Raw genomic sequence first — 24,882 nt, 5'->3', positions numbered from 1 at the left:
ACTTATTTAAGATAATTCAAACCGCGCGTTGCAGCGATAACGGCAACACAGAAAAAACTTAATCGGTAAAATCAGGCGATTGGAGGGCGGTACAGCGACGAGGATGGGGCCTCGGGAATGAGGGCTTGATAGTTGTTATGCAACGAATGTTTATGCAAAAAGTTTGAGTGAGTCAGGTTACCGGATAAATAGACATGGCAATGGCAGCCATGGTGATGGCAATAAAACAGATCGTCAGGCGCGGTATTTTGATCTGCAGGATCAATAACGGTCGAGCTATCCAGCATTGCCGATGATGAGCCATCGGAGGAATAAGGGGCTGTATCCGAATAATCAAGGGGATGAACGTCAGCCATAGCTGTCACTGATTGCAGTGCAATCAAGACTAACAGCAGATAAGACAGTGCTTTTCGACTCATAAACCGAATATAACCCCAATGAAATGGAATAGCCTGCGAAGCATACCACCTTTGATTGCGGAGTCAATCAACGATTGTCCCGGCGCCTTTCGTTTACCTGTTATCCGCCTGTCAAAGCGAGCCAGGTCGAGGATCTTTATTGGCGGTGTATCATAAGACGATTGCTTGTTGTTCATATTGTGCCCGGTGTCTCAGGACTTAAGTTGCAAGATGCGGCGCGCGCCATTCAACACAATCAAACCGATGATAAGGCCAATCACCAAGTCTGGATAACGTGAGCCCGTCCAGGCCACCAATCCACCGGCAAGGATCACCCCTAGATTGGCAATCACGTCATTGGCGGAGAAAATCCAGCTGGCTTTCATATGGGCGCCGCTATCCCGGCTTTTGGCAATCAACAGCAGACAGGTCACATTGGCCGCCAAGGCAACAAGCCCGAAGCTCATCATCAAAGTGGAAACCGGTTCACTACCCAATACTAATCGCCTTACCACCTCGCCCAAAGCGCCCAAGGCGAGAATGATCTGAAGCCAACCGGAAAAATGGGCTGCACGCAACTTCATCCGCACACTGTGCCCTACGGCATACAGCGCCACGCCGTAGACGGCGGCATCAGCGAACATATCCAGGGAGTCCGCAATCAAACCAGTGGATTGCGCCCACCAGCCGACAGTAATTTCAATGACAAACATGATGCCATTGATTGCCAGTAGCCACTTGAGAATGCCAGCTTCTCTTTCTGCCTCCTGTTTTGCAGACGCCTGCGCACGGGCGATGGACTCGCTGGCGACGGGCATTGTACTGACAAGTCTCGCGCCCAGACCGACTGATTGCATTCTTTTTTTAATAAGGTCAGCGTTATCACCATGGTAGACACTCACCTTGCGCTTGGGGGTATCGAATTCCAATGTGACTTTAGGATGCACACTGTCCAACGCCATACGGATCATGCCTTCCTCTGAAGGACAGTCCATCTTGGGGACATGATACTCACTAACAAAGCCGCCATGAGAAGCGTCGTGTACTTCGGCAATTTGGGGAGTGTTCTCCGTCGCGTTATTTTGGCAATTGCCACCGCATGTGGTCGTCATAAAAAACCCTTGTTCTATCCAAGGTGGGCAGTTTAAACTCTATAGTTACTATAGAGTCAAGCACAGAGATTGAATAAATGAAGATTGGCGAGCTGGCAAAAAAGACGGATTGCTCGGTGCAAACTATCCGTTACTATGAAAAAGAACAGTTGCTGTGCACGACACAGCGTAGTGACGGCAATTTTCGACTTTACGATGAAGCTGCTGTCGAACAGCTGCTATTTATCAAGCTCTGCCGTAACCTGGATCTCAGTTTGTCCGAGATCCGCCAGCTACTCACATTAAAACGCTCACCGGGTGCGCAATGTGATCAAGTCAATCGCATGATGGATACGCACATTCAACAAGTGGAAACGCGCATTCAGGTGCTGGTTCAGCTGCGCGAGCATTTGAAAGTACTTCGCCGCAGCTGCTCCAGTGAAAGGACGATCGAACAGTGCGGCATCTTGCAAACGTTAACCACTAATCAGCATCAGAAGCGGTAACACTTACGCGCTTGAAATCGGACGCCTGTGTTATCGGCGGTGATGTTGCGCGTTTTGATTTGGATAGTATTAAAAATACCAGGTAAACCAGAAGTACCGAAAGTTGCGCAAGCACGCCTTGCCAGGTGGATTTGACGCCAATCCAGTCAATCTCAAAACTCACAGGTAATGGCGTCATACCGATGATGGCCGCCTCCTGTAATGCCGACACAGCTTTGCCCATCAGGACAAATGCCAGCGCTAGCAGCAAGTAGGTGGTGGCTGAAAAGAATTTGGCGATCGGCAGCTTGACGGAAAAGCGAATCAACACCCACGCCAATATGGCTAACAGCAACAAACCGAGCGCAAAGCCACCACCAACAGAAGAATATTGGGTTGATACCGCCTGCGTTAACAGCGATTGATAAAATAATACGGTTTCAAACACCTCCCGGTAAACCGCCACAAATGCCAACGCCACCAGCCCCCACAAGGTGCCAGACTTAAGTTGGGTATCGACATGTTGCTGAATGTAGGCTTGCCATTGTGCAGCCTGGGTTTTGCTATGCATCCAGATCCCAACATAGAGCAGTACCAACGCGGCCAATAAAGCGGCAATTCCCTCCATGATTTCACGATTGGCACCACTGATCGTGATCAACGATTGAGCGGCGATCCAGGTGGCACCACCGGCAAGTAATGCCGCAATCCAGCCTATGTGGACATATTTAAGCGCATCCCGACGCCCGGTTCTTATCAAAACCGTCGTTAAGGCAATGATAACCAGCAATGCCTCCAGGCCTTCGCGCAACAATATGACCAGACTAGCAGTGAATAAAGTTCCTTCGGACAAGGTGGACTCTGATAACAAACGTTGTGCGTCATCCAACAAATGCCGCGTCTCCGCCATTAGCGCACCCAATTCTCCGTTTACGTCGGGGCGGCTGGTCAATTGTCGTAGTGCCATCATGTTGGACTCGATGGATTGGCGCAGTGCTTTGTCATGCGCATCGAGGCTGTTTTCAATCAGTTCAAAACCGTCCAGATAAGCATTGACGGCGAGTTCACTTGCGGTTGAAAAATCTCCCTTCTGATGCGCTTTTTGGGCGGCTTGAAGTCGATTCCATGTGATTGCCAAGGGATCTTGGGATGCCTTGAATAATGCCGAGGGGTTAGCGCGTAAACTCTCCAAAGCTTGTAGGGTTATATCAGGGCGTGCTGCTGCCAGTTGCAGTGGGTTGTGATTAATCAGCTGCAGTTTGGTAATATTCAAATCATTGTGAGTAGGTTCGCTGGATTGAAAAGCGAGTCCACCGACATAGAATGCCATTGACCAACGCTCTTGCTCCGTTAGTTGTTGAAAAGATGGCATGGCGGTGTCGTCAATGCCATTGGTAATGGCGTCGTATAAACCCAAAATTGATCGATTTAATGCCCGCTCTTTATCGGTAAAGTCCGTGGGTGCGGGATCGAGTTGTGCTGCCAGCACTCCGTCACCTTGACCAGATACTCCATGGCAAGATCCGCAGTTAGTCTCAAATACCGGCCGGATTTTTTCTTGAGGTAATATCCGTTCCGGCAGGGATAAATGTGGCATCAATCCCAACAATGTGCCGCGTAGGCTGGCACTCATTTGACGGATCTCATCAACACCTTTCTTATCATGGATGGCCCTCTGCAATGCCATTGCTTGCACTGCGAGTGACTCTGCATCAGCAGTGGCGGCCAGCGAGCTCTTGCTAACAATCAGTTGTGAAAACTCCACCATCTCCTGATATTCATTGTCATTAATTACCTGACCGTTTTTCACCGCTTCGGCATAATCAACGCCTATGTATTCAGCGAGCTGTGCCAGTTGCCGGAGTTGAGTAACGTTGTCTGGGATCTCAGCTTCATTCGCCCCGGCAGATAGAGAAAGTGGCAGCATCAGAAATATGATGGCATGAAGGGTGGCTCGTTTCAGGCGTTGCAATCTGCAATCAAACATCTCGGTGTTCTCTTATTCATGAATCGCTAATGGTTATTGATCGCAATTGTAAACTCTATAGCCGCTATAGAGTCAAGAGAAGTAAAAATTACAGTCGGTTGGAAACCGTTTTGATAGAGAGGCCTTACCAAGGCTCGCTCCTTAATCTTACAGAGATCATTGAAGGTGGATTGATACTGGAAAATCATCGACTTAACCGGGTGAGTGACATGCAGATTTGCGAGGTCCACTTAACCGCCGCAACAGGTTCCTGTGTCTTTATTGCCCTGTGACAACTGTATCGGCGGGCATGGTACCGAGCCATAGGAACAGTAGACACAGCAGTCACCGAGCTTCGGCTTCAATAAAACATGGCACTGCTCACACTCGTAGAACCACTGACACGCGTCGGTGGGCATGGATTCTGTTTTTTTATGGCCGCATTCGGGACAAGTCAGCACTGACTGCAAAATCACCTCTGGCATCATGGTGTTTCCGTTTTCACGATGGTCGATGAATAACCGGCATGGGTGGTCGCTTCGACCAATCTGTCAGCGTTGGTCAGGGAATCCTCAAAGGTTACTACGGCTTGCTTATGCTCATAACTGACCTCGGCTTTTGTTACGCCTTGGACCTTGGTGAGTGCCTTTTTGACCGTGATCGGGCACATGGCACAGTTCATGGTTGGCAGATCCAGCGTGATGGTTTGTGGCTTGGCCCAGGCCGAGAAGCTGGCGATGGTGAATACGAGACCGAGAATGATTTTCTGCATGGTTAGCTCCAGAGTGTTCATGCGAACAGAGGAATCCAGTAGGTGCTGGTGACGAGCACCAGCGCGACGATTGCAGCGATCCAGAAAACCATTTGCCGCCGTTTCCGAGTTTGCGGCACAGCGCAGACGGTTCCCGGTTCACAGGTATCGACCGGTCGATAAACCTGCCAGCCAGCCCAACCGAGCAACAACATAACAAGCATGATGAATACGGGACGGTAGGGCTCCAATACAGTCAGGTTACCGATCCAGGCCCCGCTGATACCCAGTGACAGGAGCACAAAAGGCCCAACACAACACAGGCTGGCGACGGTGGCAGCGGTAATGCCACCGATGATAGGTAGCCTTGTGTTGGTGAATGACTCTTTTCCTGCCATCGCCGACTCCACTTTATTGACCTAGTGAAATCAGTGTAAGTCCCGTACCAAGGTACGGAGTCAAGTCCAATGCCTTTTATTGACGAGGAGCAGGTTGGAGGGATTCAACAATAGGACATGCCGCATTGTCAGGATTGGTCCGGCACTGTGTGACGAGCTCTTCCAACACCTGTTGCAGGCGGTGTAGATCGTTAATTTTTTCACGCACGCTGGCCAGCTTTGCTTCGGCCAGCTCCTGGACTTCCGAGCAATGCGACTCGCCCAATGACAGCAGGTTGTTGATCTCCTCCAGCGTAAAACCCAGTTCCTGGGCGCGTTTGATGAATAAAATCCGAGCCAAGGTTGCGTTTGGGTAGGTACGGTATCCCTCTGCGGGTTTGGGTGGTTGACGGATCAAACCACGGCGTTCGTAGTAGCGGATGGTTTCGACGTTGACACCTGCTGTCTTGGCCAGCTGGCCAATGGTGTGGTTTTCGTTCATGACCAGAGCGCTCCCAGCGGGACAGCAAAGAGATTGTCACCAAAAGCCGTCGTATGATCGCCATCGTAGAGCAGGACACCGATTTTAAAGCGCTTGCCGGCCACACTTTGAAAGCGTTTCAAGCCGGTAAAATCTTTCGTGCTCAAGGTTGCCGCCGCTTTGACTTCAATGGCAAAACAATCGCCCATGGCGTTTTCAATGATCACATCGACCTCCACCTTGTCCTTGTCACGGTAGTGGTAGAAGTTCAAGGGCTCCTCGATCCACACCGCCTGTTTGCGCAATTCGTTGTAGACGAAGGATTCCAGCACCAACCCAAAATCACCTGGCTGTTTCAGCAGGCGCTCCCGATTGAGGCCCCGCACGGCGCACATCATGCCGGTATCGACCGAGTGCAGTTTGGGTGTTTTCACCGTAAGCGCTCAAACAACCCCATCTAAAACCCACGCCGAAATCCCTCTAAACTGTCTTCAAATTATTTAACGAGACAGCTCATGACCAAATCGGAACAATGGCAACAACACCTTAATCTCTGGCACGAGAGTGGTCTATCCCAAGTCGCCTTTTGTCAGCAGCACAACATAGCCGTTCATAATTTTCAGTATTGGCGTAAACGTTTGTCGCCCAAGACAGAGTCGACGAAAACCAAGGCTCTGATCCCTATCACGCTGACGTCTTCGGCTCCGGCACGACTACGATTGGGCTCGCAGGTGTTGATTGAACTGTCAGTCGAGGCCTTACCCGATCTATTGGTGGCTCTCAATGATCGAGGGCTTTTGTATGCTTCGGCCTAGCGCATCGGTTCAGGTGTATTTATACGCAGGCGCGGTGGATATGCGCAAGTCTATTAATGGCTTGTCCGCTCTGATTGAGCAGGAGTTAGAACTCAACCCCATGATCAATGCGCTGTTCGTCTTTTGTAATCGTAACCGCGATAAAGTTAAGCTACTGTACTGGGAGCGCAATGGCTTTGTGCTGTGGTATAAGCGGTTGGAAAAGCAACGTTTTAAATGGCTAAAGCCGACCGACACTGCATCCCTTTGCATCGACGGTTATCAACTGAATTTATTATTGGATGGACTGGATATTTTTAATAATAAACCGCATGAAACGCTATTTTACTCTGCTATAAATTAACGGGTTTGGTATAATCCAACCCCATGAAAACACCACCGACTGATCACTTACCTGACGATATTGTTGCGCTAAAACAACAGCTTTTAGCGCAGAGTCAGTTATTGCAATCGCAACAAAATCAGTTGGAGAAAAAAGAACAATTAATTAGCCAAAAGCAATCACGTATCCAGTTTTTGGAAGAGCAGATCATTCTGTTTAAACAGCGTCAGTTTGGTAAAAGCAGCGAGAAGAGTGATCGGCAAGCCGAATTGTTTGATGAAGTCGAACGTGAGGATGATGCCTCCGCTCCTGAAATCGCAGAGTCCATTGATGCAGAAGTGAGCACCGCAGAATCAGCCTCTGATGCTGTATCGTCTGCGCCTAAAAAAGCCTCCGGCCGTAAACCTCTGCCTGCGGTATTACCGCGAGTACGTATCGAACACGATCTTGCTGAAGTCGATAAACGTTGTGAATGTGGCTGTGTAAAAACCTGCATCGGTGAAGACACCAGCGAACAACTGGATATTATTCCTGCTGTGGTTCAGGTGCTCGTTCATGCCCGCAAAAAATACGCGTGTAAGGCCTGCGAAAACGGCGTGCACATTGCTGAACTTCCGAAACAACCGCTTCCTAAGAGCAATGCCAGCCCAGGCTTACTCGCCCACATTGCGGTTGCCAAATATCAAGACGGTTTACCTCTCTACCGGATGGAAACCATTTTCAAACGAATGGGCATTCATTTACCGCGTAACACCTTAGCCAACTGGATGATCAAAAGCAGTGAATGTCTGCAACCGCTCTATAACCTGCTGAATGATCAACTTCTGGATAGCGACTACATCCACATGGATGAAACTCGGGTGCAGGTGTTAAAAGAACCGGATAAAACGGCCGAAAGTCTCAGCTACATGTGGGTCCGAAAAACCGGTGATCGAGAACATCCCATCATCTTATTTGATTACGCGAGTCGTCGACGTACCGACGTTGCCGCCTCACTATTAGGCGACTATCAAGGCTACCTGCAAACTGATGATTACGCGGGTTATCACCGAATTGGGCAGCAACAAGGCATCGTAGCACTTGCCTGCATGGCCCACGCTCGTCGTAAATTTATCGAGGCGCAAAAAGTCAGCCCAAGCCTAAAAGGCAAAGTCAGCAAAGCCGACATGGCGATCACCATGATCAAAGGGCTGTACGCCATCGAAGCCAGCATCAAAGACCAAGCAGCCGAACAAAAATATCAAACTCGACAAGAAAAAAGCCAACCTCAACTCAACAAACTCAGAGCTTGGCTGGATAAAGCGTTGCAACAAACCCTGCCAAAAGGAAAAACGGGGGAAGCCTTAGCGTACCTCGATAAAAACTGGGACAAACTCACGGTATACATCAGCGATGGCCGACTGAATATAGACAACAACCCAGTCGAAAATGCCATCCGGCCGTTTGCGATTGGACGCAAAAATTGGCTGTTTAGCGATAGTCAACGTGGTGCAAAGGCCAGCGCCATGCTGTACAGCATAATAGAAACCGCCAAAGCGAATGGACTCGAACCCTACGCGTATTTACGTACGGTACTGACGCGATTGCCGCACTGTGAAACGGTGGAAGATATTGAAAAACTGCTGCCGGAAAATATAGAGCTGGCGGTTATTTAATTGGTAGGTGGGGTTGTTTGAGCGCTTACGTTTATTCATAAAAGATCCTTAATAGTGGAAATGCTTGAACTTACCAACGTTGCTTTAGAGTTAACTGTCGGTATGCCTTTTTCATGATCGCTTGGGTTGGTTATGGTCAGATCGTCCAGTTCTACCAAAAATTGATTCGTATATCATTTCAAGCGTTGTACTTTTTATCTGAATTCAGAACGCCATAAACGTCCTGAATCGCATTTTTCAGTACCCACTTGGGCAGCCCAGTTTCCTCCTTCAGAACCCGGTATGCTTCTTTGCGAGATTGACTATGATCAGCATAGCGATCATCAGTGAAAAATCTGATCGCTGCCGCTTGCGCTTCGTAACCTCTAATCATTTTTTGTTGCTTCTGGTAGGTCTGAGATTCCTCAACCACTTTGCGGACTAGGTTTGGAAATCGATATTCAAGATACCCAACTGAAACATTAGATAACCTAGCCAGTTTCTTGAGACTGGGTGGAAACGACTGTTCAGCTACAAGTTTTAACAACTTCTGATACTCCTCCTTATGATTTCTTCTCACCTTCTTTTTGGGTTTAAACTGATTTGGTAGTTCTTTATCTGCAGTTTCTTCATGAAAAAGAGGATTCATACCATAATTTTCTGACAGCAAATCGTATAGAGTTACGTTTAGAACATATGCCAATCGCCGCAACGTCGGCAGACTCCAGAAATTTCCTTTCCCCCTCTCCAGATACTCAGTCATCCGATCTTCTGATCCATATAACAAAAACCCTTGCTTAACCCTGCCTAAAATGTAGTTGTCAATAATCTCCCGATTGAAATGTTTAAATACTAGAGGCTCAGACTTACTATGTTTCTCTCGCGCAGTCGTGGTAAAAATTTCATATATATCGCTCGACTGACATCCCCAAGATGGCTGTATATCGGCGGCGGATAGTGGCTTCTGTCTGCTCGCGAGAGATTGTCCACATTTAGAACACCAGCCGATATGAAGCTCTGCCTTCATTGAGAATTGACCAGTACCACATTTGGGGCAGTTCGCTACTAATGGCGTTTTGTGCAATGGGCAATGAGTTATGGCAATCATATGCCAGAGCTGTTTAATATACCGAGTTGAGCCAATTTCAGACATCTCTAAAAAACATTCAGGACACCATCTAAAACCAGTAATTTCACAACTGACTCGAAAGACCTTGGCTTCTAAAAAATCTAATGTCGAACAGAAAAGATCTTGCCCCGTGAGCTCCGATAAAATTGTACGTAATTTTTTTGAGGTTCCGTTTACTCGCGAAATATCTTCAATGCCTGCTCTGCCACCTGGCCACCCTCTAGACTTACTCCGACTGAATTCAGGTATTGAATCAATGGCTTTCAGAAGAGCTCCGACTGAAATACCATGCTCATATGCGAGCCGAAAAACATATGACGGCAGTGATTCTATTTCTGAAGTACCCTGTCCCAGTAATGGTATCGGAAATAATCGATTCATGTACGCGCCTCACATCCGGTTTTCAGGCTCAAAACGTTTCGCCTTTCGTTGAAAGGGTTTGGTAACAGTTTTACGTGTTTTCTTCGTTGCTACTATTGGGGCTTTAGGCCTAACAGCTGATCTCAACGCATCGCAAGGCGTCAATCCCAATATGGTTTCACCTGTAAGGATCTCGTCCGCTATTGAGTACAGCTGCATGGGAGATTTCATAGTTTCCTGAAGAAGCGCTAAGTCGATTTTTTTTTGATGGGCTGCCGCCACTGCGGAGGCATGATATAGCCAAGCTCGTACAAGCCCGATACAACCAAATGTTCCGCGATACAAGAGCTCAGTACAGTGCATTAAGCTAGGTAATGATTCATCGAGATCTAGCACTGCGTCATAGTGTGCCAGTATCCACTGAAACTCAGCCAGATCGGCTTCGGTTTGGTGATAACGCGAGAGGTGTACGCCATATTTGCGCCCCTCCAAGTGTGAAGATCGGTTAATGGCCTCTAGTATCGGATAGGTACCTGCAATTATTAATACAACGTTAGCCTTCTTGGCCATGGACTTCAGGGCATCCATTACACCCACAGCAGCCATAGCTTGGCTGCTGACATAACGCATATGCTGCGCCTCATCTATGATCAGGAAGCGCGTCCTCCTTTGTATTAGAGCTCGGATCAGAGCCCGGTTTAGCGTTTTTTCTCTGGCTCGCTCAATACGAGAGTCGACTATCGCATCCCCCCAGCCATCTGCACAACCTGACGAATAGAACGGGTGGCGTACCATTTCTAACGCCTGCAGGATAAACGACCGGAAGCTGAATTTTGCATGGGCATCGTCATTTACAAGCTCAATTGAGACAATTGGCTGCTCATCGCCCTGCCCATGCCCGACACCGCAAACGACATCCCCTAATTGGCGTAGTAATTCAGTTTTACCAGCTCGGGTTGGACCAACGATAGAGATAACCTCACCTGGCATGGCCGTCGTCATTAGCACAAAGAGTTCTGCAAAGGCCGTTTTCCAGTTGCGATGTAGAATTTTAAAATTCAGGTTGGAAACCCGTGCAATGTCGATATTGTTCAACTCATCCATTATCATGCCCCCCACTTTTGAATGTTGATAGGGCGTAGTTTGGCACCGATTGCATGACTGAATATGTTTTCAGCAACCGCTGGTTCGTCCTCTAGAATAGTGACGTCTAGCATTGGTGTTGTTTTGGTCTGCTTTTTAAATTCGTCTAACTCTCTGATTTTTTTCGCAAGTTCCAAATCATGTTGGTGGCCAATTTTGGCCCGGAGATTTGATGCTTCATGCTTAATCATTCCTTCTACGAGCTGATGTGCAGCACATTTAGCTGAGTAGGCGTTGATCTCAGAGCTATAACAAGGTTCCCACTGGTCTTCTATCTTGGCAAATATCAGGTTAGGATTTTCAGGATCAATTCTTACATCGACTTTTTTTGCCCTGCCATTAAGTTTTTTCAGAGCTGGGGTGTAATACCAGATGTTCTTAATATTAATCCCCTTCTGATAACTGAAGCTGTATCTTTTATCCTCCACAGCCGTAACAGTAATAAACTCCGAGTCGTAGCTTATTTGCTTCGCATAGAATGGGTATCGCTCACTCCCATCAGAAAATTCAAATTCAATTGAATTGCTCCCCGTTCCTCTGCATTTGTTCTCGCGCCATTCACAAAATGTCCAAAGTTCCTCGTAAAAGTCTATGGGTTGCAGGATAGCCGCTTTCCTAGGTGCCTTATTCCCATCCACCGAACGGACCTCTTTGTAATCAGCCATATTACCTGGACGCTGGCACAACCACTGTTTCAAAAACTCACCGAAAAATCCCTCCACCTCTCCACCAAACTCAGGATAGCTAGCTGGTCGCATACTCAGTATCAAACCATAGTGAGCCATAAAGGATGCCATATAAACGGATTTAAAATCCGCGCCTCTGTCCACGATAATTTCCCGAGGTAATCTCCCATGCCTGCGAACACAGTCGCGTAAGACTTTGGATACTGATCGGCGCGATGGCGAACAGAATGAGATACATAAACCAAGAATTTTTGATGTAGCCAAATCTACTAGAGCGGTCACCCATGGACGCTCAACATAAACCTCACCAGATCTGGAGAATACGATGAGAAAAATATCAGCGAGATAGTGATCTACAGCGGCTCGTTGCCATGGAATAGTTGTCTTTAAACTCCGCATTTGAGGATCCGTTGGTGCAGTCATGGCGTTACGCTTGCGCTTACCTCCACGCGCCTCACCAATTATTTCCCTAGGTATCTGATCTAGCCGGGTACTAAAAGTCTGCCGGGAAACCGGGTTAAACTGCGGATGCGTCATTAACGCCAGATCTTTATATCGCAAATAACCGCGATAAATCGATATTCCTTGCTCCTGAGCAAATGAGTGCAGCAGGTAATCCATAAGCAGTTCATCTACGACTGCAGGAATTTTCCGATTGCGATTCCCGCGTAGATGAATCATCGGAATCAGCGCCTGAAATTCACTCAGGTCACGTTCAAGACCCAGCTTAACTTGAGTTTTCCAGCGGCGAATACTACGCGTGGTATATTCTGATTGGAGTTTTTTTAGCCTTTTTAACGCATGCTCAGCACTCTTCAATGTTGGTATCAATTGCAGATCACCGCTCTCGGCTAGACCGTCCCAATACACTCGCTGCTTGTTACTGAGTTCAATGGCATGCTCTAACAGGTCTCGATTCAACGAAACAAGACAGCTTGTAGAATTGGCTAATCGATGCTTCTTGAGGTCCGCCACCAAGATACCTTTATCAATAGCATGTATCAGAGGCGTCAGATCTTTGAGTTTTAATTTCACTCTCAGGTCATTTAGTGTGATCGCACAGGCATTTCGCAAAAGCTTTTTTGCGCTATTTCGATCCAGCACCACAGGGGACTCTTGATCTCTGGCCTGTAGTATCAGATCCAGATTTTCAACTAGAAATCTGTCCTCATGATCATACACATATACAACATGCTCTAAGCCCAATTCAGCGAACGCCTTGCGTGCAGGGAGAAAAAGTACATCGCCGGATTCAGAACGCGTCCAGTCAGCAGGATTCTTTGTGAGATAGTTTTCCACATCGCAGGCACCTTTCACCTCCACAACCCTAGCGACATTACGCGTCAGAATGACCGCATCTGGCGTGTAGCTTCCTCTTCGCCTATTACCATTCTTTTGGGTTCGTTCTATCTGTATTGGATCAGGTTGATCTAGTGCACAAATAACATCATCGTCAAACTCACACAGAGTGAGGAATGCTCTCTCAGGAGAACGGCTCTCGGTTGAGTAGGTTTTGCCATGCAACTTTCGACTGGGTACGAAAGAGACAACGTTGGTTCGGGCATGGACCCCGACCATTCTGGATGGGTTAATCCAGCTTTGGCGGATATATTCGATCGCCGTAGCTGACAAATTGCGGTCGCGCAGATAATCATGAAGGTCACTTTCAGTACGCATAGGTATCCCCCTTGCCGAGGCCGGATGCGCGTTTCTCTGGGCGCAACAAAGCCTCGAACATGATTTCGTGAAGTTGAGGACTTGACGGTCGGGGATTTGGGAGGGATACTTTGACTACCACATCGAAGGTAACCCTTCACAAATAAGCCGAAAGCAAGCCATTGTTTTCGGTTTTTTTGTTTCTAGATCATGGATTTAGCTCCTCTATTGGTTAGCCTGCTACCGGTTTGCCCCGCCAAGGCGCAGGGCGGTGGTCATAATCGCCAGTTCTTCACCGCTCAAAGAACCAAGCCGCTGTCTGAGTTCCCACAAAAAGACATACTCCTCTAGGCTGACGCTTTCCGGGACACGGAAAACGCGCTTAGATGGGCCAATGGTGGATGTCAGGGAATGGGCTTCTTCAGGGGAAAGTTCGAGTGATTCGATCAGCTTGTGCATAACCGCTTTTGAAGGTGGTCCCTTCTTGCCGCCTTCCATAGCAGAGATATAGCAAGGCTGAACACCAATACGTTCTGCCAGCTCTCGCTGCTGGAGTTTTCGGCTACGCCGTAATTGTGAGAGAACACTACCAAATGGTGTCATGAATTTACTCAATCCAGTAACAATATAAAAACACTATTGGATTAAGTCTAATTAGTAAAGAATTCTTTTATTTTCAATGGTTTACACAACCAATATTAGGTGTTGTAAAAGTTTAAATTAATAACTCTTAATGAATGCCAACTTGTCTTTTGCATTATCTCCTTTTCCGAAATGGCCAAATTATGCTTACAATTTTCGGCCACTTTATGCTTGCATAACCACTAGCTCTTTCGCACGATACAACTGCTCATCCGCTTCTTGCAGTAACTCGGCAACATCAAGTTCCCTTTCTTTACCTTCACTGCTAGCGATGCCAATACTGATGGTGAGTGCCACTCGTTCGCCTCGTACCACAACGGCTTCGCTACGAAAATTAGTCAGTATTTTCTCGGCGATATACTTAGCAGCTTTCATGGTGGTGTCGGGTAGCACGACTACAAACTCTTCGCCGCCATAACGAAATACGCGATCTTGCGGGCGCTTTACACACGCCTGAATACGCTCGCTGGCTTGTCGTAAGCATTCATCACCAAAAATATGGCCGTACTTATCATTGAGCTGTTTAAAGTGATCCAAGTCTAAAATTAATAACGACAAAGTAATCGCTTTACGATCCGCTAACCTTTGCTGCTCATTCAAACACTCATCCAAATGGCGACGATTATGCAATCCGGTTAAGGCATCGGTAGTGCTAATTTTCTTTAATAAAGAATTGGCATTTTCCAACTCTTGGGTACGCATTTTTACAAGGTGATCGAGACGAATATTCTGCGCTAATTGCGCATCTAATAACTGGTCTTTCGCATTCGCTGATTCAGCTTGCGCTTTTGCCAACAAGTCACGATCCATGGCGATACGCATCGATAGTGCAAACGCAAATAGCAACACCTCCACTAAGGTCGCAATCATCATGGCATTATCGACGAGTGTACTGGCTGGAATAATATTGAGACGGGATAAAATAACCGCTGAAGACGCTAACACTAAGCTAAATGAGGCATAAAAAATGGCTTTGGCCGGAGGGTAACGATCTTTTAAACGTACTAATACGATGATGCCATTAATAACAAAAGTAACTAGCGACATAACTAAGGTAATCACAGTTACGATAGCAAATGGAAAGAAAAATGAGGCGGCGGCGACAACAATACATAACATCACGAATATGGCTTGCATTAAACCTAAGCGCGGATACGTGTCAGAAATATTCAGTAAACGGGTAACGAACATAGCACCGATCATATTGGTGATATTCAGCGTCACGGGCAAGCTGACGCTGTTCCAGTAAATGGCATTCGGCCATAGCCACTGAAATGCTTGGCCGTTAATACTGGCGTGCACTATGGTCAATATTAAAGTAAATAAACCGAAATATAAGAAACCATAATCGCGAACGGATGCAAAAATGAGAACGTGATAAAGCCCTATTAAAACTAACGCGCCAAAATAGAAACCGGTCAGTGTCGAATCTTTGTCAATATGCTCAACCAATGCTTGGCGCTTCCATACCAGCAGCGGAATCTGTAATGAGGTTTCCGACTGAATACGCATAACAACATCTAGATGCCCAGAAGAAATATCGTTTAATGGTATTAAAAACGTTCGATGCAGCATTGGACGTTGCGAGAATGGTAAAGCATCGCCTAAGCGCCATTCACGTAAAACCTGACCATCACGCAGTAGATATACGTCAATATGATTCAATAGTGGATTACTGACTTCAATCACGCTGTCAGCAAAGTCATCGCGGTTGCCTTCTAATCCCATATGAATCCAGTAGGCTTGCTCTCCATAACCAAACTGCAGGGGATTCGCTTGCGCGGCTTGCCAATCGGCCAATGGCGGCAATTGATCTAAGGTCAATACAGCACTGGGATCGGCTAGGTAACTCAACGCCGATATTGGGAAGTCTTTATTCAGGTCGGCCGACAGGCGCAAAGCATCCGCCCGAGTGAACGATGTCATTAGCAATAGTGTGAACAATAGAAATACAGCACCGAGTGCTGATGCCCGACAACGGAAAAGCTTCACGCTTCCGATAACCCCCAATTGGCCCAAACAGTGGCACAAACTAACATTAGCGGATTGTTTGGCGCTATCCGACCATTTGATCGCAGAAGTTAGACCCACACCACATTAATATTGTTACATTTGGTCAGCACTAATAGAGAGATACGATGCTCGATGCTGCGTAGGCAACATTCCTGTCCAACGTTTAAACGCGGCACGGAAGCTGGCTATATCTTGATAGCCACAACGCATCGCTATGTCGTTAACGGTCAAGTCACCTTGCTGTAGTAAACGCAACGCGAGCTGAAGACTGTGTTCTTCTTGCAGACATTTAAAACTGTGATTAGCCAGTTCAAGCTTGCGCCGCAAAGTACGCGCCGATACCTTCAGTGCCTGCGCGGCTTGCTCTAGGGTTACCCGCGTATCGTCATAACGAGCAAATAACTCCCTCACCTGCCATACGATATCGCCCTGCAGCACCCGCGCTAAGCGCTCTGCCTCAATACGACACACATGAAGGACTTGTTTGCGTGCCACCGGATTAGCGAGCGGCAATGGCCGTTTTAACGTATCGAGTTTTATCGTTAATCGCGTTTTAGGCGCTGAGAAGTGCACTGGACACTGAAGTAATAAACGATACTGATCAGCATAAGTTGGCGTTGGAAACGCGAAATCGACCGCCTCGAAATGAATGTCTTCGCTTAATAAGTCACGAATCTGTGTCTGTAGACTTGCCGCCAATACCTCATAAGCAAAACGCAAACTCAGGGGAAACTCTTGAGCATCGTGCGTAGAGACTTCGATATGACACAGCTCACCCACCACATTGGTTGCTAAGTTGAAGCGACTGCGTACCAATGACCGCATTTCATTCGCAGTTGCCAGCGCTTGGCCTAGAGTGCGACTCGTCAGCAAGGCCCCCGATAACATACCCCAGCGCGATAAATTGAGCGCGGCACCAAAGGTAAGACCCAAATCCTGCTGCGGAGCTAAGCGATAGATGTTGCGATAGATAATATCGAACTGGCGCAACGACACTCGGGTGTCCGGATCAAACACTTGGGCTTCTGTTAAGCCGACCCCCAACAACCACTGCCGAGCGCTAATATCTTGTGTTTGCATGAATTCATGAATCAAAAACAACTCGGCGCCAGGGTAGATTGCGTGGTCTTGATATTCCGCCATTCATCATGCCTCTTTAGCGTCAATCTCTTCGGAAATAAGCCCTTAAGGGGCCACTAGTGATAGGTTTTACGGCCAAATTATAACTAGGCGCTAGCCACTTTTACCATTAACCGTTCTAATATTGCCCATATTGCCCATATTGCCCATATTGCCCATATTGCCCATATTGCCCATATTGCCCATATTGCCCATATTGCACCTAGCGGAACACGATTTATGACATCTACGACTAGCTCCGATGCCGAGCGTATCGAAACCATCAAAGCGGTGATTCGCGAAAGTGGTGATAACTGGCGTCGGCGCCATAGCATCCTCGCCAATCAAAATTTCATGGGCATGACGATTTTCTTAGGGTCTATTGCGGGGATTTTGTTGTGTGGCTGGGCCTATCTTGACGGGTATTTATCCGCTTGGCTGTGCATTCCATTGGTCGCAATTTTAACCTCGTTTTTGCATGAACTAGAGCACGACTTAATTCACTGGATGTATTTTAAAAACAATAAAAAAATTCATAATTTAATGTTGCTGGGAGTGTGGATCTTCCGACCTGGGACGATTAACCCGTGGATTCGTCGTAAGCTGCATTTTTTGCATCACAAAACTTCCGGTACTTCCCAAGACTTAGAAGAGCGCGGCATAGGCAATGGCCATCCTTATGGCTTTGTGCGCTTCTGGGTCATGATGGATACCTTTACCGGTAATCTGTTGCGCGTATGGATGTTCGTACCGGCGGGTCGTCGTTGGCATTCAGCGAAACGTATCATTGCTTCGAATCTGCCATTCGGCGTCATCACTGCAATCGTGTGGTATAGCTTCTTAGCCATTCATCTCATTAATGGCCTGCTAAGCCTTGCAAGCTGGTCGGTTCCGTCAGCTTTACTCAATTACGCTAACGCCGTAACACCGTTAATCGTAATTTTAATTGCGCCATTTTATCTGCGTTCTTTTTGCTTAAATTTCATTAGCTCCAATATGCATTATTACGGCAATGTGGAGTCAGTTCTAACGCAAACTCAGGTCCTTAATGCCAAGCGTTTTTTACCTTTCCAATTATTTTGTTTTAACTTCGGTAGCACTCACGGTATTCATCATTTTGTCGTTGGCGAGCCGTTTTATATTCGCCAATTAACGGCAGCCGATGCCCACAAAGTGATGCGCGAAAACGGCGTGCTATTTAATGACCTAGGTACATTTGCGCGGGCGAATCGCTACGAAAATGTCGCGCCAAACCGAGCAAGCGCGACCGCCGCGTAGTTTCTGTCTCCAATCACGCTAATTCTGGCGTGTATCTACCTGTTATTATCAGCAGCTAGGGGCGAGAGTATCGCCCCTGCTGCTTTTTTTATTGATGAGGTTTTCATGTCATTACCCGCTGCATTACAACGAGGTTTAACTTTGCCTCTTGTCGTTTCACCTATGTTTTTAGCATCTGGCCCTGCGCTAGTCAGTGCCTGCTGTAAAGCTGGAGCTATTGGTACATTCCCTGCCCTAAACCAACGCACGAGTGCAGGCCTTGATCAATGGCTGAGCGAAATCCGCTCAGAGCTTGATGCATACGAGGCCGATACCGGTAAGCTTGCGGCGCCTTTCGGGGTCAATCTAGTCGTGCACAAAAGCAATACCCGCCTGCAAGAAGATTTAGCTATTTTAGTGAAGCACAAAGTGCCTTTGGTTATTACGTCGCTGGGGGCCGTTCAAGAGGTGATCGATGCCGTACACAGCTATGGTGGCGTGGTATTTCATGATGTGGTTAATGTGCGCTTTGCGCGCAAGGCGGCGTCAGTTGGTGTTGATGGCTTAATTGCAGTTGCTGCTGGAGCAGGCGGTCATGCAGGCGATTGGAATCCGTTTGCACTGGTCAATGAATTACGTCAATTCTTTGATAAAACATTATTACTGGCAGGTAGTTTGTCCACCGGTCGAGATATCGCTGCGGCACGCATGATGGGTGCCGATTTAGCCTATATGGGAACCCGTTTTATCGGCACCCAAGAATGTCTTGTGCAGCCGGAATATAAGCAAATGCTAATCGATAGCTCCGCTGCCGACATTGTGTATACCCCACAAATTTCTGGTGTTAATGCGAGTTTTTTACGCCCAAGCATCGAAGCCAATGGGATTGATCTCGGCGTCCATAAAAAGCCCGACCATGTCGATTTTGGGGCTGAACTAGACGATGCAGCCAATGACAAATCAACGACCAAAGCAAAGCCTTGGAAAGACTTATGGTCAGCAGGCCATGGGGTTGGCAGCATCCGTGATTTACCCGACGCAGGTACGCTAGTCGCGCGTTTAAAAGAAGAATATCGAGCAGCGATCAATCATTTTTGTGGGGAAGAATTATGAGCTACAACACCCTGTCATACGACGTCACCGATAGTATCTTAACGATTACTCTGAACCGTCCAGAGCAGTTAAACGCCTTTACAGTAGAAATGTGTGAAGAGCTGATTCGTGCCTTCGATAGCGCCAGTGCTGATGACGAGGTTAGAGCCATTATTGTCACCGGAGCAGGTCGTGCATTTTGCGCCGGAATGGATTTAAGCCGTGAAGGTAATGTCTTCGGTTTAGATGAAAGTATCCAACCGACATTAGAAGACATGACGAGCCGCTACAACGACCCTGATATCGTCGCAGGTGTACGCGATACTGGTGGTCGCGTGGCGTTATCTATTTTCCGCTGCACTAAACCTGTCATTGCTGCCATTAACGGCGCGGCGGTAGGAATTGGCGCAACCATGACCTGTGCCATGGATATTCGTATAGCCACTGAGCATACTCGCATTGGATTTATCTTTAGCAAGGTCGGCGTTGTGCCTGAAGCCTGCTCTAGCTGGTTTTTGCCGCGCATCGTTGGAATTTCACGAGCACTAGAGTGGACCATGACCGGCGACATATTTGATGGTGCAGAAGCACTGGAAGGCGGTTTCGTGCGCGCGGTCGTGCCCGCAGATAAGTTGCTCGACGAAGCACGCAAAATTGCTAAGCGCATTAGCACACGTTCTGCCGTGTCGGTCGCGATGATTCGTCAAATGATGTACCGCAACAGTGCTCTCGATAATCCTGAAGACGCCCATCGTATTGAATCTTTGGGTATGTATTACACCAGTCTCGTTGATGGTAAAGAGGGGGTTGCCTCCTTCCTTGAAAAACGCCCGTCTAACTTCACGGCTAAGGTCAGTGATGGAATGCCGCCGTTTTATCCTTGGTGGGAAAAAAAGTCCAACTGATCAAATTGTAAACAGCGGTCGGTAACACAAACGGACTACCTCCTACGCAATTCACTGTGCTAGGGTCTTCAATGGCTCTAGTAATAGACACCAAAGGAGAAGTGTATGGGGATTGGTATCGTCATCCTAGCGGCGGGGCGTAGTGAGCGCTTCGGTCAGGATAAACGCTGTTTACCCTTGAACAATAAGGACTCTGTCTTACTCGCGACTATTCGAGCAGCCAAAGCCAGCGGACTGTCATGCTATGTGGTTTTACATCCGGGCGACCATGAATTAATGCACCAATGCCAACAAGATGGTGTTGAAGCAGGCATCTGCCCAGACGCTCGCCTTGGCATTGGTCACAGCATTGCGTTTGGTGTACGCGCAAACCAGCATTGGCAAGGTTGGATTATAGCGCGCGGCAATATGCCTTGGGTGCAGCCTGTGACCTATCAGCAGTTAGCCGCATCCTTATTTGATCATCCTTGCATACGTCCTGTGGACGGTGATGGACACCCAGGATTCCCAACCGCTTTTCGCCGTGAGTTTGGCTGGAATTTAATGCAGTTGCATGGCCATCGTACAGAAGTACGGCTGATGCCATCCTGCTCCGATATTGACCTTGTAGTGAATGATCCAGCGATTTCTCGCGTCATTCGCACTCCTAAAGATCTTTGTCCTTTGCATCAAATCACTAATGACACCCAACCACCTGCTTTTTCGCAAGCTGCTATTTGATAAGCAAAAAAAACCCACGTATTAACGTGGGTTTCAATAGCACTTAATTTAGAAAAAATAATTACGCGTTTTCTTTTTCTATTAAGTAATTTTCATACTCTTTGCGTAAATCTATTTTTAAGAGTTTACCTGTTGCAGTATGCGGTAAAGACTCAACGAAAATAACCGCATCAGGCATCCACCATTTTGCAATTTTATCCTGTAAATAGGCCAGTACACTCGCTTCATCAACGTCGACACCGGGATGGCGAATCGCCAACAAAATAGGTCGTTCATCCCACTTAGGATGACGAGCGCCAATCACGCAGCATTCTGCTAAATCAGGATGACCAACCGCAGCGTTTTCCAAGTCAATGGAGCTGATCCACTCACCACCAGACTTAATAACGTCTTTAGAGCGATCAACAATCTGCATGTAATTATTTTCATCGATAGTCGCTACATCGCCGGTATCAAACCAACCATTTTCAAAGCTACTCACATCGTCATTTTTATAATAACTACTCACAATCCAAGGACCGCTAACCATCAAACGTCCAAAGGTTTTACCGTCGCGCGGCAATTCATTTCCAGCATCATCGATGATTTTAATTTGTACACCATAAACAGGACGACCCTGCTTTTGTTGTAGCAAATACCGCTCTTCACGCGGCAGTTTTTCCATAATGTGGTTGTGAGCATTAATCGTTCCGATTGGGCTCATCTCCGTCATGCCCCATGCATGAATCAAGAAAGCATCGTGTTTTTGATCAAAATCTTTGATCATTTGCAGCGGTGCCGCAGCTCCCCCCACAATAACGTTTTCTACCGACTCAAGCTTCTTACCGATTTTATCCATATGATTCAGGAGCATTAACCATACCGTCGGAACACCTAACAATAAGTCTGGCTGCTCAGCTTCAATCAATTCCCATAAAGACGCGCCATCCATACCAGGGCCAGGGAAAACCTGCTTAGCTCCGGTAATACACGCTGAATAAGGTGTGCCCCAAGCATTAACATGGAACATAGGCACCACAGGTAAGAAACATGATGACGATGACAAGCCCATCACTTCATCACCCACTGACGCCAAGGCGTGCAATACGGTTGAACGGTGGCTGTACAGTACGCCTTTTGGATTACCCGTAGTACCCGAGGTGTAACACATACTTGCGCCGTGAGTTTCTGGGAACTCAGGCCAAGCAAAGTCAGACGACTCAGCAGCCAGTAGAGTTTCGTAACACATAGCGTTAGGCAAGCTAGTGTCCGGCATCTTGTTTTCGTCACACAGAATGACAAAGCCTTCAACGCCGGTAATGTGATCTTTAATGGCTTCTAATAATGGTACGAAAGTTAAATCAACGAAGATAAACCTATCTTCTGCGTGATTAACAATATAGATAAGCTGTTCGGCGAACAGGCGCGGATTAATCGTGTGTAAAACAGCACCAAAGCCCGAAACACCAAAGTACATCTCAAAGTGGCGGTAGTTGTTCCAAGCCAGCGTCGCCACGCGATCACCTTGCTGAATGCCAAATCGAGTTAATACGTTAGCGACTTTACGCGCACGTTCCGCAGCATCTTTCATGGTGTAGCGATGTATATCGCCTTCACAGCGGCGGCTTACAATTTCAGAATGGGGGTGGGTAGTCTCTGCGTGTTCCAGCAAGCCTGAAATCAGCAGCTGACGATCCATCATCTGGCCTAACATACGTATCTCCTCGGGTATTCTGCATTATTTTTTTATGACGAATACCATAGGTGGATTAGACCTGAAACTCAAGGTGGCTATGTTGCCAAAATGTAAGTAAAAAACACGAAAAAATGGCCGCTAAAGGCGCTAGTGCAACCACCCTTGTAGATAGCTGGCCGAAGCCAGCCATAGTGACGACCAAAAGTATGATCTAAGCGCTCTTTGTTTTCTCAGCAGCCCGTTGCGCACCAACATCCTGCTCTTCGCGATAGAACTCTGTCTTCCAACGCTCAATCAAATCACGATTCTCATGATCCCAAGGATGGAAGCCTTTTTTGTAGAAGTCTAAATAGTTCTTAGTAATACCTGTGAACATACCCTTTTTACCGAACATAAAACCGGCAAAGCCTTTGATATCCGACCAAGAGGGTAACTTCTTTTGCTGCCATAACAGCTTGCCCATATACCAGCTGATACGATGAATAAAAAATAGCGTCGCCCACACCATCATGCGGCGCAAATATTTTTGGTCGTTTTCAATCGACATAAAGGTGTCGAAGGCCACAGCCTTATGTTCAATCTCTTCGACCGCATGCCAGTACAATAAATCTTTTACTGGCTCAGAAAGCGTTTCTACCGTTTCTGGATACGTTAAAATATGTTCCGCTAAAATCGCCGTTAAATGCTCCATGCCGACCGTTGTCGCCAAGCGGAATTTCGGCGAATGTTTATGCACACGACGGGCTATGTAGCTTTCTAAATGCTTATCTAAAGCAACAGCATCCAAACCAAGATCACGCAACACTTCATTTGCGCGCTGATGCTGACGACTGTGATGCCCTTCTTGACCGATAAAACCGCGAATTTGTTCTTGCAATAACGGGTCTTTTACTTTGTCTCGATATAAACGTACAGACGCGATGAACTCACCTTCCCCCGCGGGAAATGTTGACGATAATGCTGCGAAAAAAGTCGACAACAAAGCATTACCAGCAAAAAAATACGGCGTATCAATTTGCTCAAAAGGCATCGACATATGGCGAGGCTTAATTTCTGGTTTGATATCCAGATTGGTTACTGTAGCGTTCATACCGTTCTCCCAAAAGAGCATCGTTAGATTTATTCTTGCGTTAGCACGAGAATAAGTATCGACGATGACCGAAGAATGAGACAGGTGGAATACAAACAAAATACTGTGGTTTCAAAGCATTCGGAGCGATACAAGAAAGGGGCATGACGTTATAAGTCGTAGTTTCAACAGAACACTACGACTTATAACGAGATATAACTAGGCCGTTTTTTCTCGCCCTTGATCGTGTTCTTCGCGATAGAACTCTTTCTTCCAGCGTTCTATTAAATCGGTATTCTCGTGATCCCAAGGATGAAAGCCCGCTTTAAAAAAGTCTTTATAATTACTACGAACGCCACTAATCATTCCTTTTTTACCAAAAAGGAATTTATAGAATTCTTTTATATCGCGCCACGTTGGTCGTTTTTTCGACCACCACAATAGCGCAACCATATATAGGCTGATGCGAACAGAAAACATAAGGGTTGCAAAACGTAAAACGCGACGTAAATACGCCTGATCTCCTTCGGTACTCATGAATACATCGAAAGCTACGGCCTTGTGCTCAATCTCTTCGACAGCATGCCAATAAAGTAACTCTTTTACCGAATCATCTAAGCCGTCGAAGATCTCGGGATTGGTCAACACATGCTCAGCTAAAATTGCCGTTAAGTGCTCCATGCCAACCGTTAACGCTAAACGAAACTTAGGTTTAGCTTTCCCCTCATGTAAGCGCCGTTTAATTTCGCGCTCTAAACTCTTTTCTAAACGCACAGCGTCAATGCCTAAGTCACGAAGTACTTCATTCGCGCGCTTATGCTGATGACTATGATGTCCTTCTTGGCCAATAAAACCACGAATTTGTTCCTGTAATTCTGGTGATGTCACTTTGTCACGATACAAACGAACCGAAGCAATAAACTCCGCTTCACCAGGTGGAAACGTTGACGATAATGCGCCCACAAAGACGCTCAATAATGGATTATCAAGGAAGAAAAAACGTTGCGTCAGTGAATCAAACGGAATCGCCATGCGACGCGGTTGTATCTCTGGTGTAATGACTGACATGCTGCACTCCTAAAGACGCGGAACCTGT

The 24,882-nt window shown here is 47.1% G+C and carries 25 protein-coding genes; 8 read left to right on the top strand and 17 right to left on the bottom strand.

All coding sequences use genetic code 11. From position 1 onward, the window contains the following. Nucleotides 1–71: 71 nt before the first annotated feature. Both TOL_RS02650 and TOL_RS02645 read right to left on the bottom strand, forming a co-directional pair. Nucleotides 72–419 (bottom strand): hypothetical protein, encoded by a 348-nt coding sequence (locus tag TOL_RS02650; RefSeq protein ID WP_015485723.1) that lies wholly within the window; start codon nt 417–419, stop codon nt 72–74. Between the two features lie 191 nt (nt 420–610). Then, nucleotides 611–1,510: a cation efflux transmembrane domain-containing protein gene (locus tag TOL_RS02645; protein ID WP_011711494.1), complete on the bottom strand. Its 900-nt coding sequence runs from the start codon at nt 1,508–1,510 to the stop codon at nt 611–613. A gap of 77 nt (nt 1,511–1,587) precedes the next feature. Here TOL_RS02645 and cadR point away from each other — a divergent pair, with 77 nt between their 5' ends. After that, a complete protein-coding gene (cadR, locus tag TOL_RS02640) occupies nt 1,588–1,995 on the top strand; it encodes a Cd(II)/Pb(II)-responsive transcriptional regulator (protein WP_015485722.1) in 408 nt (135 codons plus the stop codon). Here the strand turns inward: cadR and TOL_RS02635 are convergent. The 6 genes from TOL_RS02635 to TOL_RS02615 all read right to left on the bottom strand — a co-directional run bounded on the left by TOL_RS02635 (nt 1,973) and on the right by TOL_RS02615 (nt 5,983). After that, a complete protein-coding gene (locus TOL_RS02635) occupies nt 1,973–3,961 on the bottom strand; it encodes a cytochrome c/FTR1 family iron permease (RefSeq protein WP_015485721.1) in 1,989 nt (662 codons plus the stop codon). The two genes, cadR and TOL_RS02635, sit on opposite strands and share 23 nt — an antisense overlap. Nucleotides 3,962–4,191: 230 nt before the next feature. Further along, the gene (locus TOL_RS19370; protein WP_015485720.1) at nt 4,192–4,425 is read right to left on the bottom strand and encodes a GDCCVxC domain-containing (seleno)protein; all 234 of its coding nucleotides are present in this window, start codon (nt 4,423–4,425) and stop codon (nt 4,192–4,194) included. Further along, the gene (merP, locus tag TOL_RS02630; protein WP_015485719.1) at nt 4,425–4,712 is read right to left on the bottom strand and encodes a mercury resistance system periplasmic binding protein MerP; all 288 of its coding nucleotides are present in this window, start codon (nt 4,710–4,712) and stop codon (nt 4,425–4,427) included. Before merP ends, TOL_RS19370 begins: the two co-directional genes overlap by 1 nt. Before the next feature lie 17 nt (nt 4,713–4,729). After that, nucleotides 4,730–5,089: a mercuric transporter MerT family protein gene (locus TOL_RS02625; protein WP_015485718.1), complete on the bottom strand. Its 360-nt coding sequence runs from the start codon at nt 5,087–5,089 to the stop codon at nt 4,730–4,732. Between the two features lie 76 nt (nt 5,090–5,165). Next, nucleotides 5,166–5,570, bottom strand: a complete 405-nt coding sequence (merR, locus tag TOL_RS02620) for an Hg(II)-responsive transcriptional regulator (RefSeq protein ID WP_015485717.1) — start codon at nt 5,568–5,570, stop codon at nt 5,166–5,168. After that, nucleotides 5,567–5,983, bottom strand: a complete 417-nt coding sequence (locus TOL_RS02615; protein ID WP_041588377.1) for a DUF4143 domain-containing protein — start codon at nt 5,981–5,983, stop codon at nt 5,567–5,569. The genes merR and TOL_RS02615 overlap by 4 nt, the downstream gene beginning before the upstream one ends. 81 nt (nt 5,984–6,064) lie before the next feature. Here TOL_RS02615 and tnpA point away from each other — a divergent pair, with 81 nt between their 5' ends. Genes tnpA through tnpC form a run of 3 tightly spaced genes read left to right on the top strand, consistent with a single transcriptional unit; the run spans nt 6,065 to nt 8,341 of the window. Further along, entirely contained in the window at nt 6,065–6,364 is a 300-nt protein-coding gene (gene tnpA / locus TOL_RS18095; protein WP_015485608.1) for an IS66 family insertion sequence element accessory protein TnpA, read from the top strand. After that, nucleotides 6,351–6,707, top strand: coding sequence for an IS66 family insertion sequence element accessory protein TnpB (gene tnpB / locus TOL_RS02605; RefSeq protein WP_015485607.1), 357 nt, complete (start codon nt 6,351–6,353; stop codon nt 6,705–6,707). The genes tnpA and tnpB overlap by 14 nt, the downstream gene beginning before the upstream one ends. A gap of 23 nt (nt 6,708–6,730) precedes the next feature. After that, on the top strand, nt 6,731–8,341 hold the full coding sequence (gene tnpC / locus TOL_RS02600; protein ID WP_015485715.1) for an IS66 family transposase: 1,611 nt from the start codon (nt 6,731–6,733) through the stop codon (nt 8,339–8,341). Nucleotides 8,342–8,519: 178 nt separating this feature from the next. Here the strand turns inward: tnpC and TOL_RS18655 are convergent, their stop codons facing one another. The 6 genes from TOL_RS18655 to TOL_RS02570 all read right to left on the bottom strand — a co-directional run bounded on the left by TOL_RS18655 (nt 8,520) and on the right by TOL_RS02570 (nt 17,092). Continuing rightward, on the bottom strand, nt 8,520–9,830 hold the full coding sequence (locus TOL_RS18655) for a TniQ family protein (protein WP_041588376.1): 1,311 nt from the start codon (nt 9,828–9,830) through the stop codon (nt 8,520–8,522). 9 nt (nt 9,831–9,839) lie between these two features. Further along, nucleotides 9,840–10,913 carry an AAA family ATPase gene (locus TOL_RS02590; protein ID WP_015485712.1) on the bottom strand — a complete coding sequence of 358 codons (1,074 nt, stop codon included), beginning with the start codon at nt 10,911–10,913 and terminating at the stop codon, nt 9,840–9,842. Between the two features lie 2 nt (nt 10,914–10,915). Then, nucleotides 10,916–13,315 (bottom strand): Mu transposase C-terminal domain-containing protein, encoded by a 2,400-nt coding sequence (locus TOL_RS02585; RefSeq protein ID WP_015485711.1) that lies wholly within the window; start codon nt 13,313–13,315, stop codon nt 10,916–10,918. Nucleotides 13,316–13,534: 219 nt separating this feature from the next. Further along, entirely contained in the window at nt 13,535–13,897 is a 363-nt protein-coding gene (locus TOL_RS18085; RefSeq protein ID WP_015485710.1) for a helix-turn-helix domain-containing protein, read from the bottom strand. Between the two features lie 204 nt (nt 13,898–14,101). Then, the gene (locus TOL_RS02575) at nt 14,102–15,928 is read right to left on the bottom strand and encodes a sensor domain-containing diguanylate cyclase (protein WP_144055319.1); all 1,827 of its coding nucleotides are present in this window, start codon (nt 15,926–15,928) and stop codon (nt 14,102–14,104) included. 114 nt (nt 15,929–16,042) lie between these two features. Beyond that, nucleotides 16,043–17,092, bottom strand: coding sequence for an AraC family transcriptional regulator (locus tag TOL_RS02570; protein ID WP_015485708.1), 1,050 nt, complete (start codon nt 17,090–17,092; stop codon nt 16,043–16,045). A gap of 216 nt (nt 17,093–17,308) precedes the next feature. On the opposite strand from TOL_RS02570, the gene TOL_RS02565 reads away from it, so the two are divergent. The 4 genes from TOL_RS02565 to TOL_RS02550 all read left to right on the top strand — a co-directional run bounded on the left by TOL_RS02565 (nt 17,309) and on the right by TOL_RS02550 (nt 21,042). After that, complete coding sequence (locus tag TOL_RS02565) at nt 17,309–18,346, top strand: fatty acid desaturase (protein WP_015485707.1); 1,038 nt, start codon at nt 17,309–17,311, stop codon at nt 18,344–18,346. Nucleotides 18,347–18,451: 105 nt separating this feature from the next. Beyond that, on the top strand, nt 18,452–19,438 hold the full coding sequence (locus tag TOL_RS02560; protein WP_015485706.1) for an NAD(P)H-dependent flavin oxidoreductase: 987 nt from the start codon (nt 18,452–18,454) through the stop codon (nt 19,436–19,438). Continuing rightward, nucleotides 19,435–20,322 (top strand): crotonase/enoyl-CoA hydratase family protein, encoded by an 888-nt coding sequence (locus TOL_RS02555; RefSeq protein ID WP_015485705.1) that lies wholly within the window; start codon nt 19,435–19,437, stop codon nt 20,320–20,322. Before TOL_RS02560 ends, TOL_RS02555 begins: the two co-directional genes overlap by 4 nt. Before the next feature lie 105 nt (nt 20,323–20,427). Beyond that, nucleotides 20,428–21,042, top strand: coding sequence for a nucleotidyltransferase family protein (locus tag TOL_RS02550; protein WP_015485704.1), 615 nt, complete (start codon nt 20,428–20,430; stop codon nt 21,040–21,042). A 61-nt stretch (nt 21,043–21,103) separates the two neighbouring features. Here TOL_RS02550 and TOL_RS02545 read toward each other — a convergent pair whose 3' ends face one another. From TOL_RS02545 to TOL_RS02535, 3 genes are all read right to left on the bottom strand, one after another. Further along, entirely contained in the window at nt 21,104–22,735 is a 1,632-nt protein-coding gene (locus TOL_RS02545; protein ID WP_015485703.1) for a long-chain-fatty-acid--CoA ligase, read from the bottom strand. Between the two features lie 193 nt (nt 22,736–22,928). Next, nucleotides 22,929–23,807, bottom strand: coding sequence for a metal-dependent hydrolase (locus TOL_RS02540; protein WP_041588374.1), 879 nt, complete (start codon nt 23,805–23,807; stop codon nt 22,929–22,931). Between the two features lie 198 nt (nt 23,808–24,005). Next, nucleotides 24,006–24,854 (bottom strand): metal-dependent hydrolase, encoded by an 849-nt coding sequence (locus TOL_RS02535; RefSeq protein WP_015485701.1) that lies wholly within the window; start codon nt 24,852–24,854, stop codon nt 24,006–24,008. Between the last annotated feature and the right edge of the window lie 28 nt (nt 24,855–24,882).

The sequence above is a fragment of the Thalassolituus oleivorans MIL-1 genome (genome assembly GCF_000355675.1).
In the GTDB taxonomy this organism is placed as follows: domain Bacteria; phylum Pseudomonadota; class Gammaproteobacteria; order Pseudomonadales; family Oceanobacteraceae; genus Thalassolituus; species Thalassolituus oleivorans.
The sequence above is the reverse complement of the archived record's forward strand: the minus strand, read 5'-3'. Positions and strand labels throughout refer to the sequence as shown.

Excerpts from the sequence above, each read along its gene's own strand:
- TOL_RS18085 (WP_015485710.1), bottom strand. The coding sequence starts at position 13,897 with ATGACACCATTTGGTAGTGTTCTCTCACAATTACGGCGTAGCCGAAAA.
- tnpA (WP_015485608.1), top strand. The coding sequence starts at position 6,065 with ATGACCAAATCGGAACAATGGCAACAACACCTTAATCTCTGGCACGAG.
- tnpC (WP_015485715.1), top strand. The coding sequence starts at position 6,731 with ATGAAAACACCACCGACTGATCACTTACCTGACGATATTGTTGCGCTA.
- TOL_RS02625 (WP_015485718.1), bottom strand. The coding sequence starts at position 5,089 with ATGGCAGGAAAAGAGTCATTCACCAACACAAGGCTACCTATCATCGGT.
- TOL_RS02555 (WP_015485705.1), top strand. The coding sequence starts at position 19,435 with ATGAGCTACAACACCCTGTCATACGACGTCACCGATAGTATCTTAACG.
- tnpB (WP_015485607.1), top strand. The coding sequence starts at position 6,351 with ATGCTTCGGCCTAGCGCATCGGTTCAGGTGTATTTATACGCAGGCGCG.
- merR (WP_015485717.1), bottom strand. The coding sequence starts at position 5,570 with ATGAACGAAAACCACACCATTGGCCAGCTGGCCAAGACAGCAGGTGTC.
- TOL_RS02540 (WP_041588374.1), bottom strand. The coding sequence starts at position 23,807 with ATGAACGCTACAGTAACCAATCTGGATATCAAACCAGAAATTAAGCCT.
- TOL_RS18655 (WP_041588376.1), bottom strand. The coding sequence starts at position 9,830 with ATGAATCGATTATTTCCGATACCATTACTGGGACAGGGTACTTCAGAA.
- TOL_RS19370 (WP_015485720.1), bottom strand. The coding sequence starts at position 4,425 with ATGCCAGAGGTGATTTTGCAGTCAGTGCTGACTTGTCCCGAATGCGGC.
- TOL_RS02535 (WP_015485701.1), bottom strand. The coding sequence starts at position 24,854 with ATGTCAGTCATTACACCAGAGATACAACCGCGTCGCATGGCGATTCCG.
- TOL_RS02560 (WP_015485706.1), top strand. The coding sequence starts at position 18,452 with ATGTCATTACCCGCTGCATTACAACGAGGTTTAACTTTGCCTCTTGTC.
- TOL_RS02650 (WP_015485723.1), bottom strand. The coding sequence starts at position 419 with ATGAGTCGAAAAGCACTGTCTTATCTGCTGTTAGTCTTGATTGCACTG.
- TOL_RS02570 (WP_015485708.1), bottom strand. The coding sequence starts at position 17,092 with ATGGCGGAATATCAAGACCACGCAATCTACCCTGGCGCCGAGTTGTTT.
- TOL_RS02550 (WP_015485704.1), top strand. The coding sequence starts at position 20,428 with ATGGGGATTGGTATCGTCATCCTAGCGGCGGGGCGTAGTGAGCGCTTC.
- TOL_RS02585 (WP_015485711.1), bottom strand. The coding sequence starts at position 13,315 with ATGCGTACTGAAAGTGACCTTCATGATTATCTGCGCGACCGCAATTTG.
- cadR (WP_015485722.1), top strand. The coding sequence starts at position 1,588 with ATGAAGATTGGCGAGCTGGCAAAAAAGACGGATTGCTCGGTGCAAACT.
- TOL_RS02565 (WP_015485707.1), top strand. The coding sequence starts at position 17,309 with ATGACATCTACGACTAGCTCCGATGCCGAGCGTATCGAAACCATCAAA.
- TOL_RS02645 (WP_011711494.1), bottom strand. The coding sequence starts at position 1,510 with ATGACGACCACATGCGGTGGCAATTGCCAAAATAACGCGACGGAGAAC.
- TOL_RS02590 (WP_015485712.1), bottom strand. The coding sequence starts at position 10,913 with ATGGATGAGTTGAACAATATCGACATTGCACGGGTTTCCAACCTGAAT.
- merP (WP_015485719.1), bottom strand. The coding sequence starts at position 4,712 with ATGCAGAAAATCATTCTCGGTCTCGTATTCACCATCGCCAGCTTCTCG.
- TOL_RS02545 (WP_015485703.1), bottom strand. The coding sequence starts at position 22,735 with ATGTTAGGCCAGATGATGGATCGTCAGCTGCTGATTTCAGGCTTGCTG.
- TOL_RS02635 (WP_015485721.1), bottom strand. The coding sequence starts at position 3,961 with ATGTTTGATTGCAGATTGCAACGCCTGAAACGAGCCACCCTTCATGCC.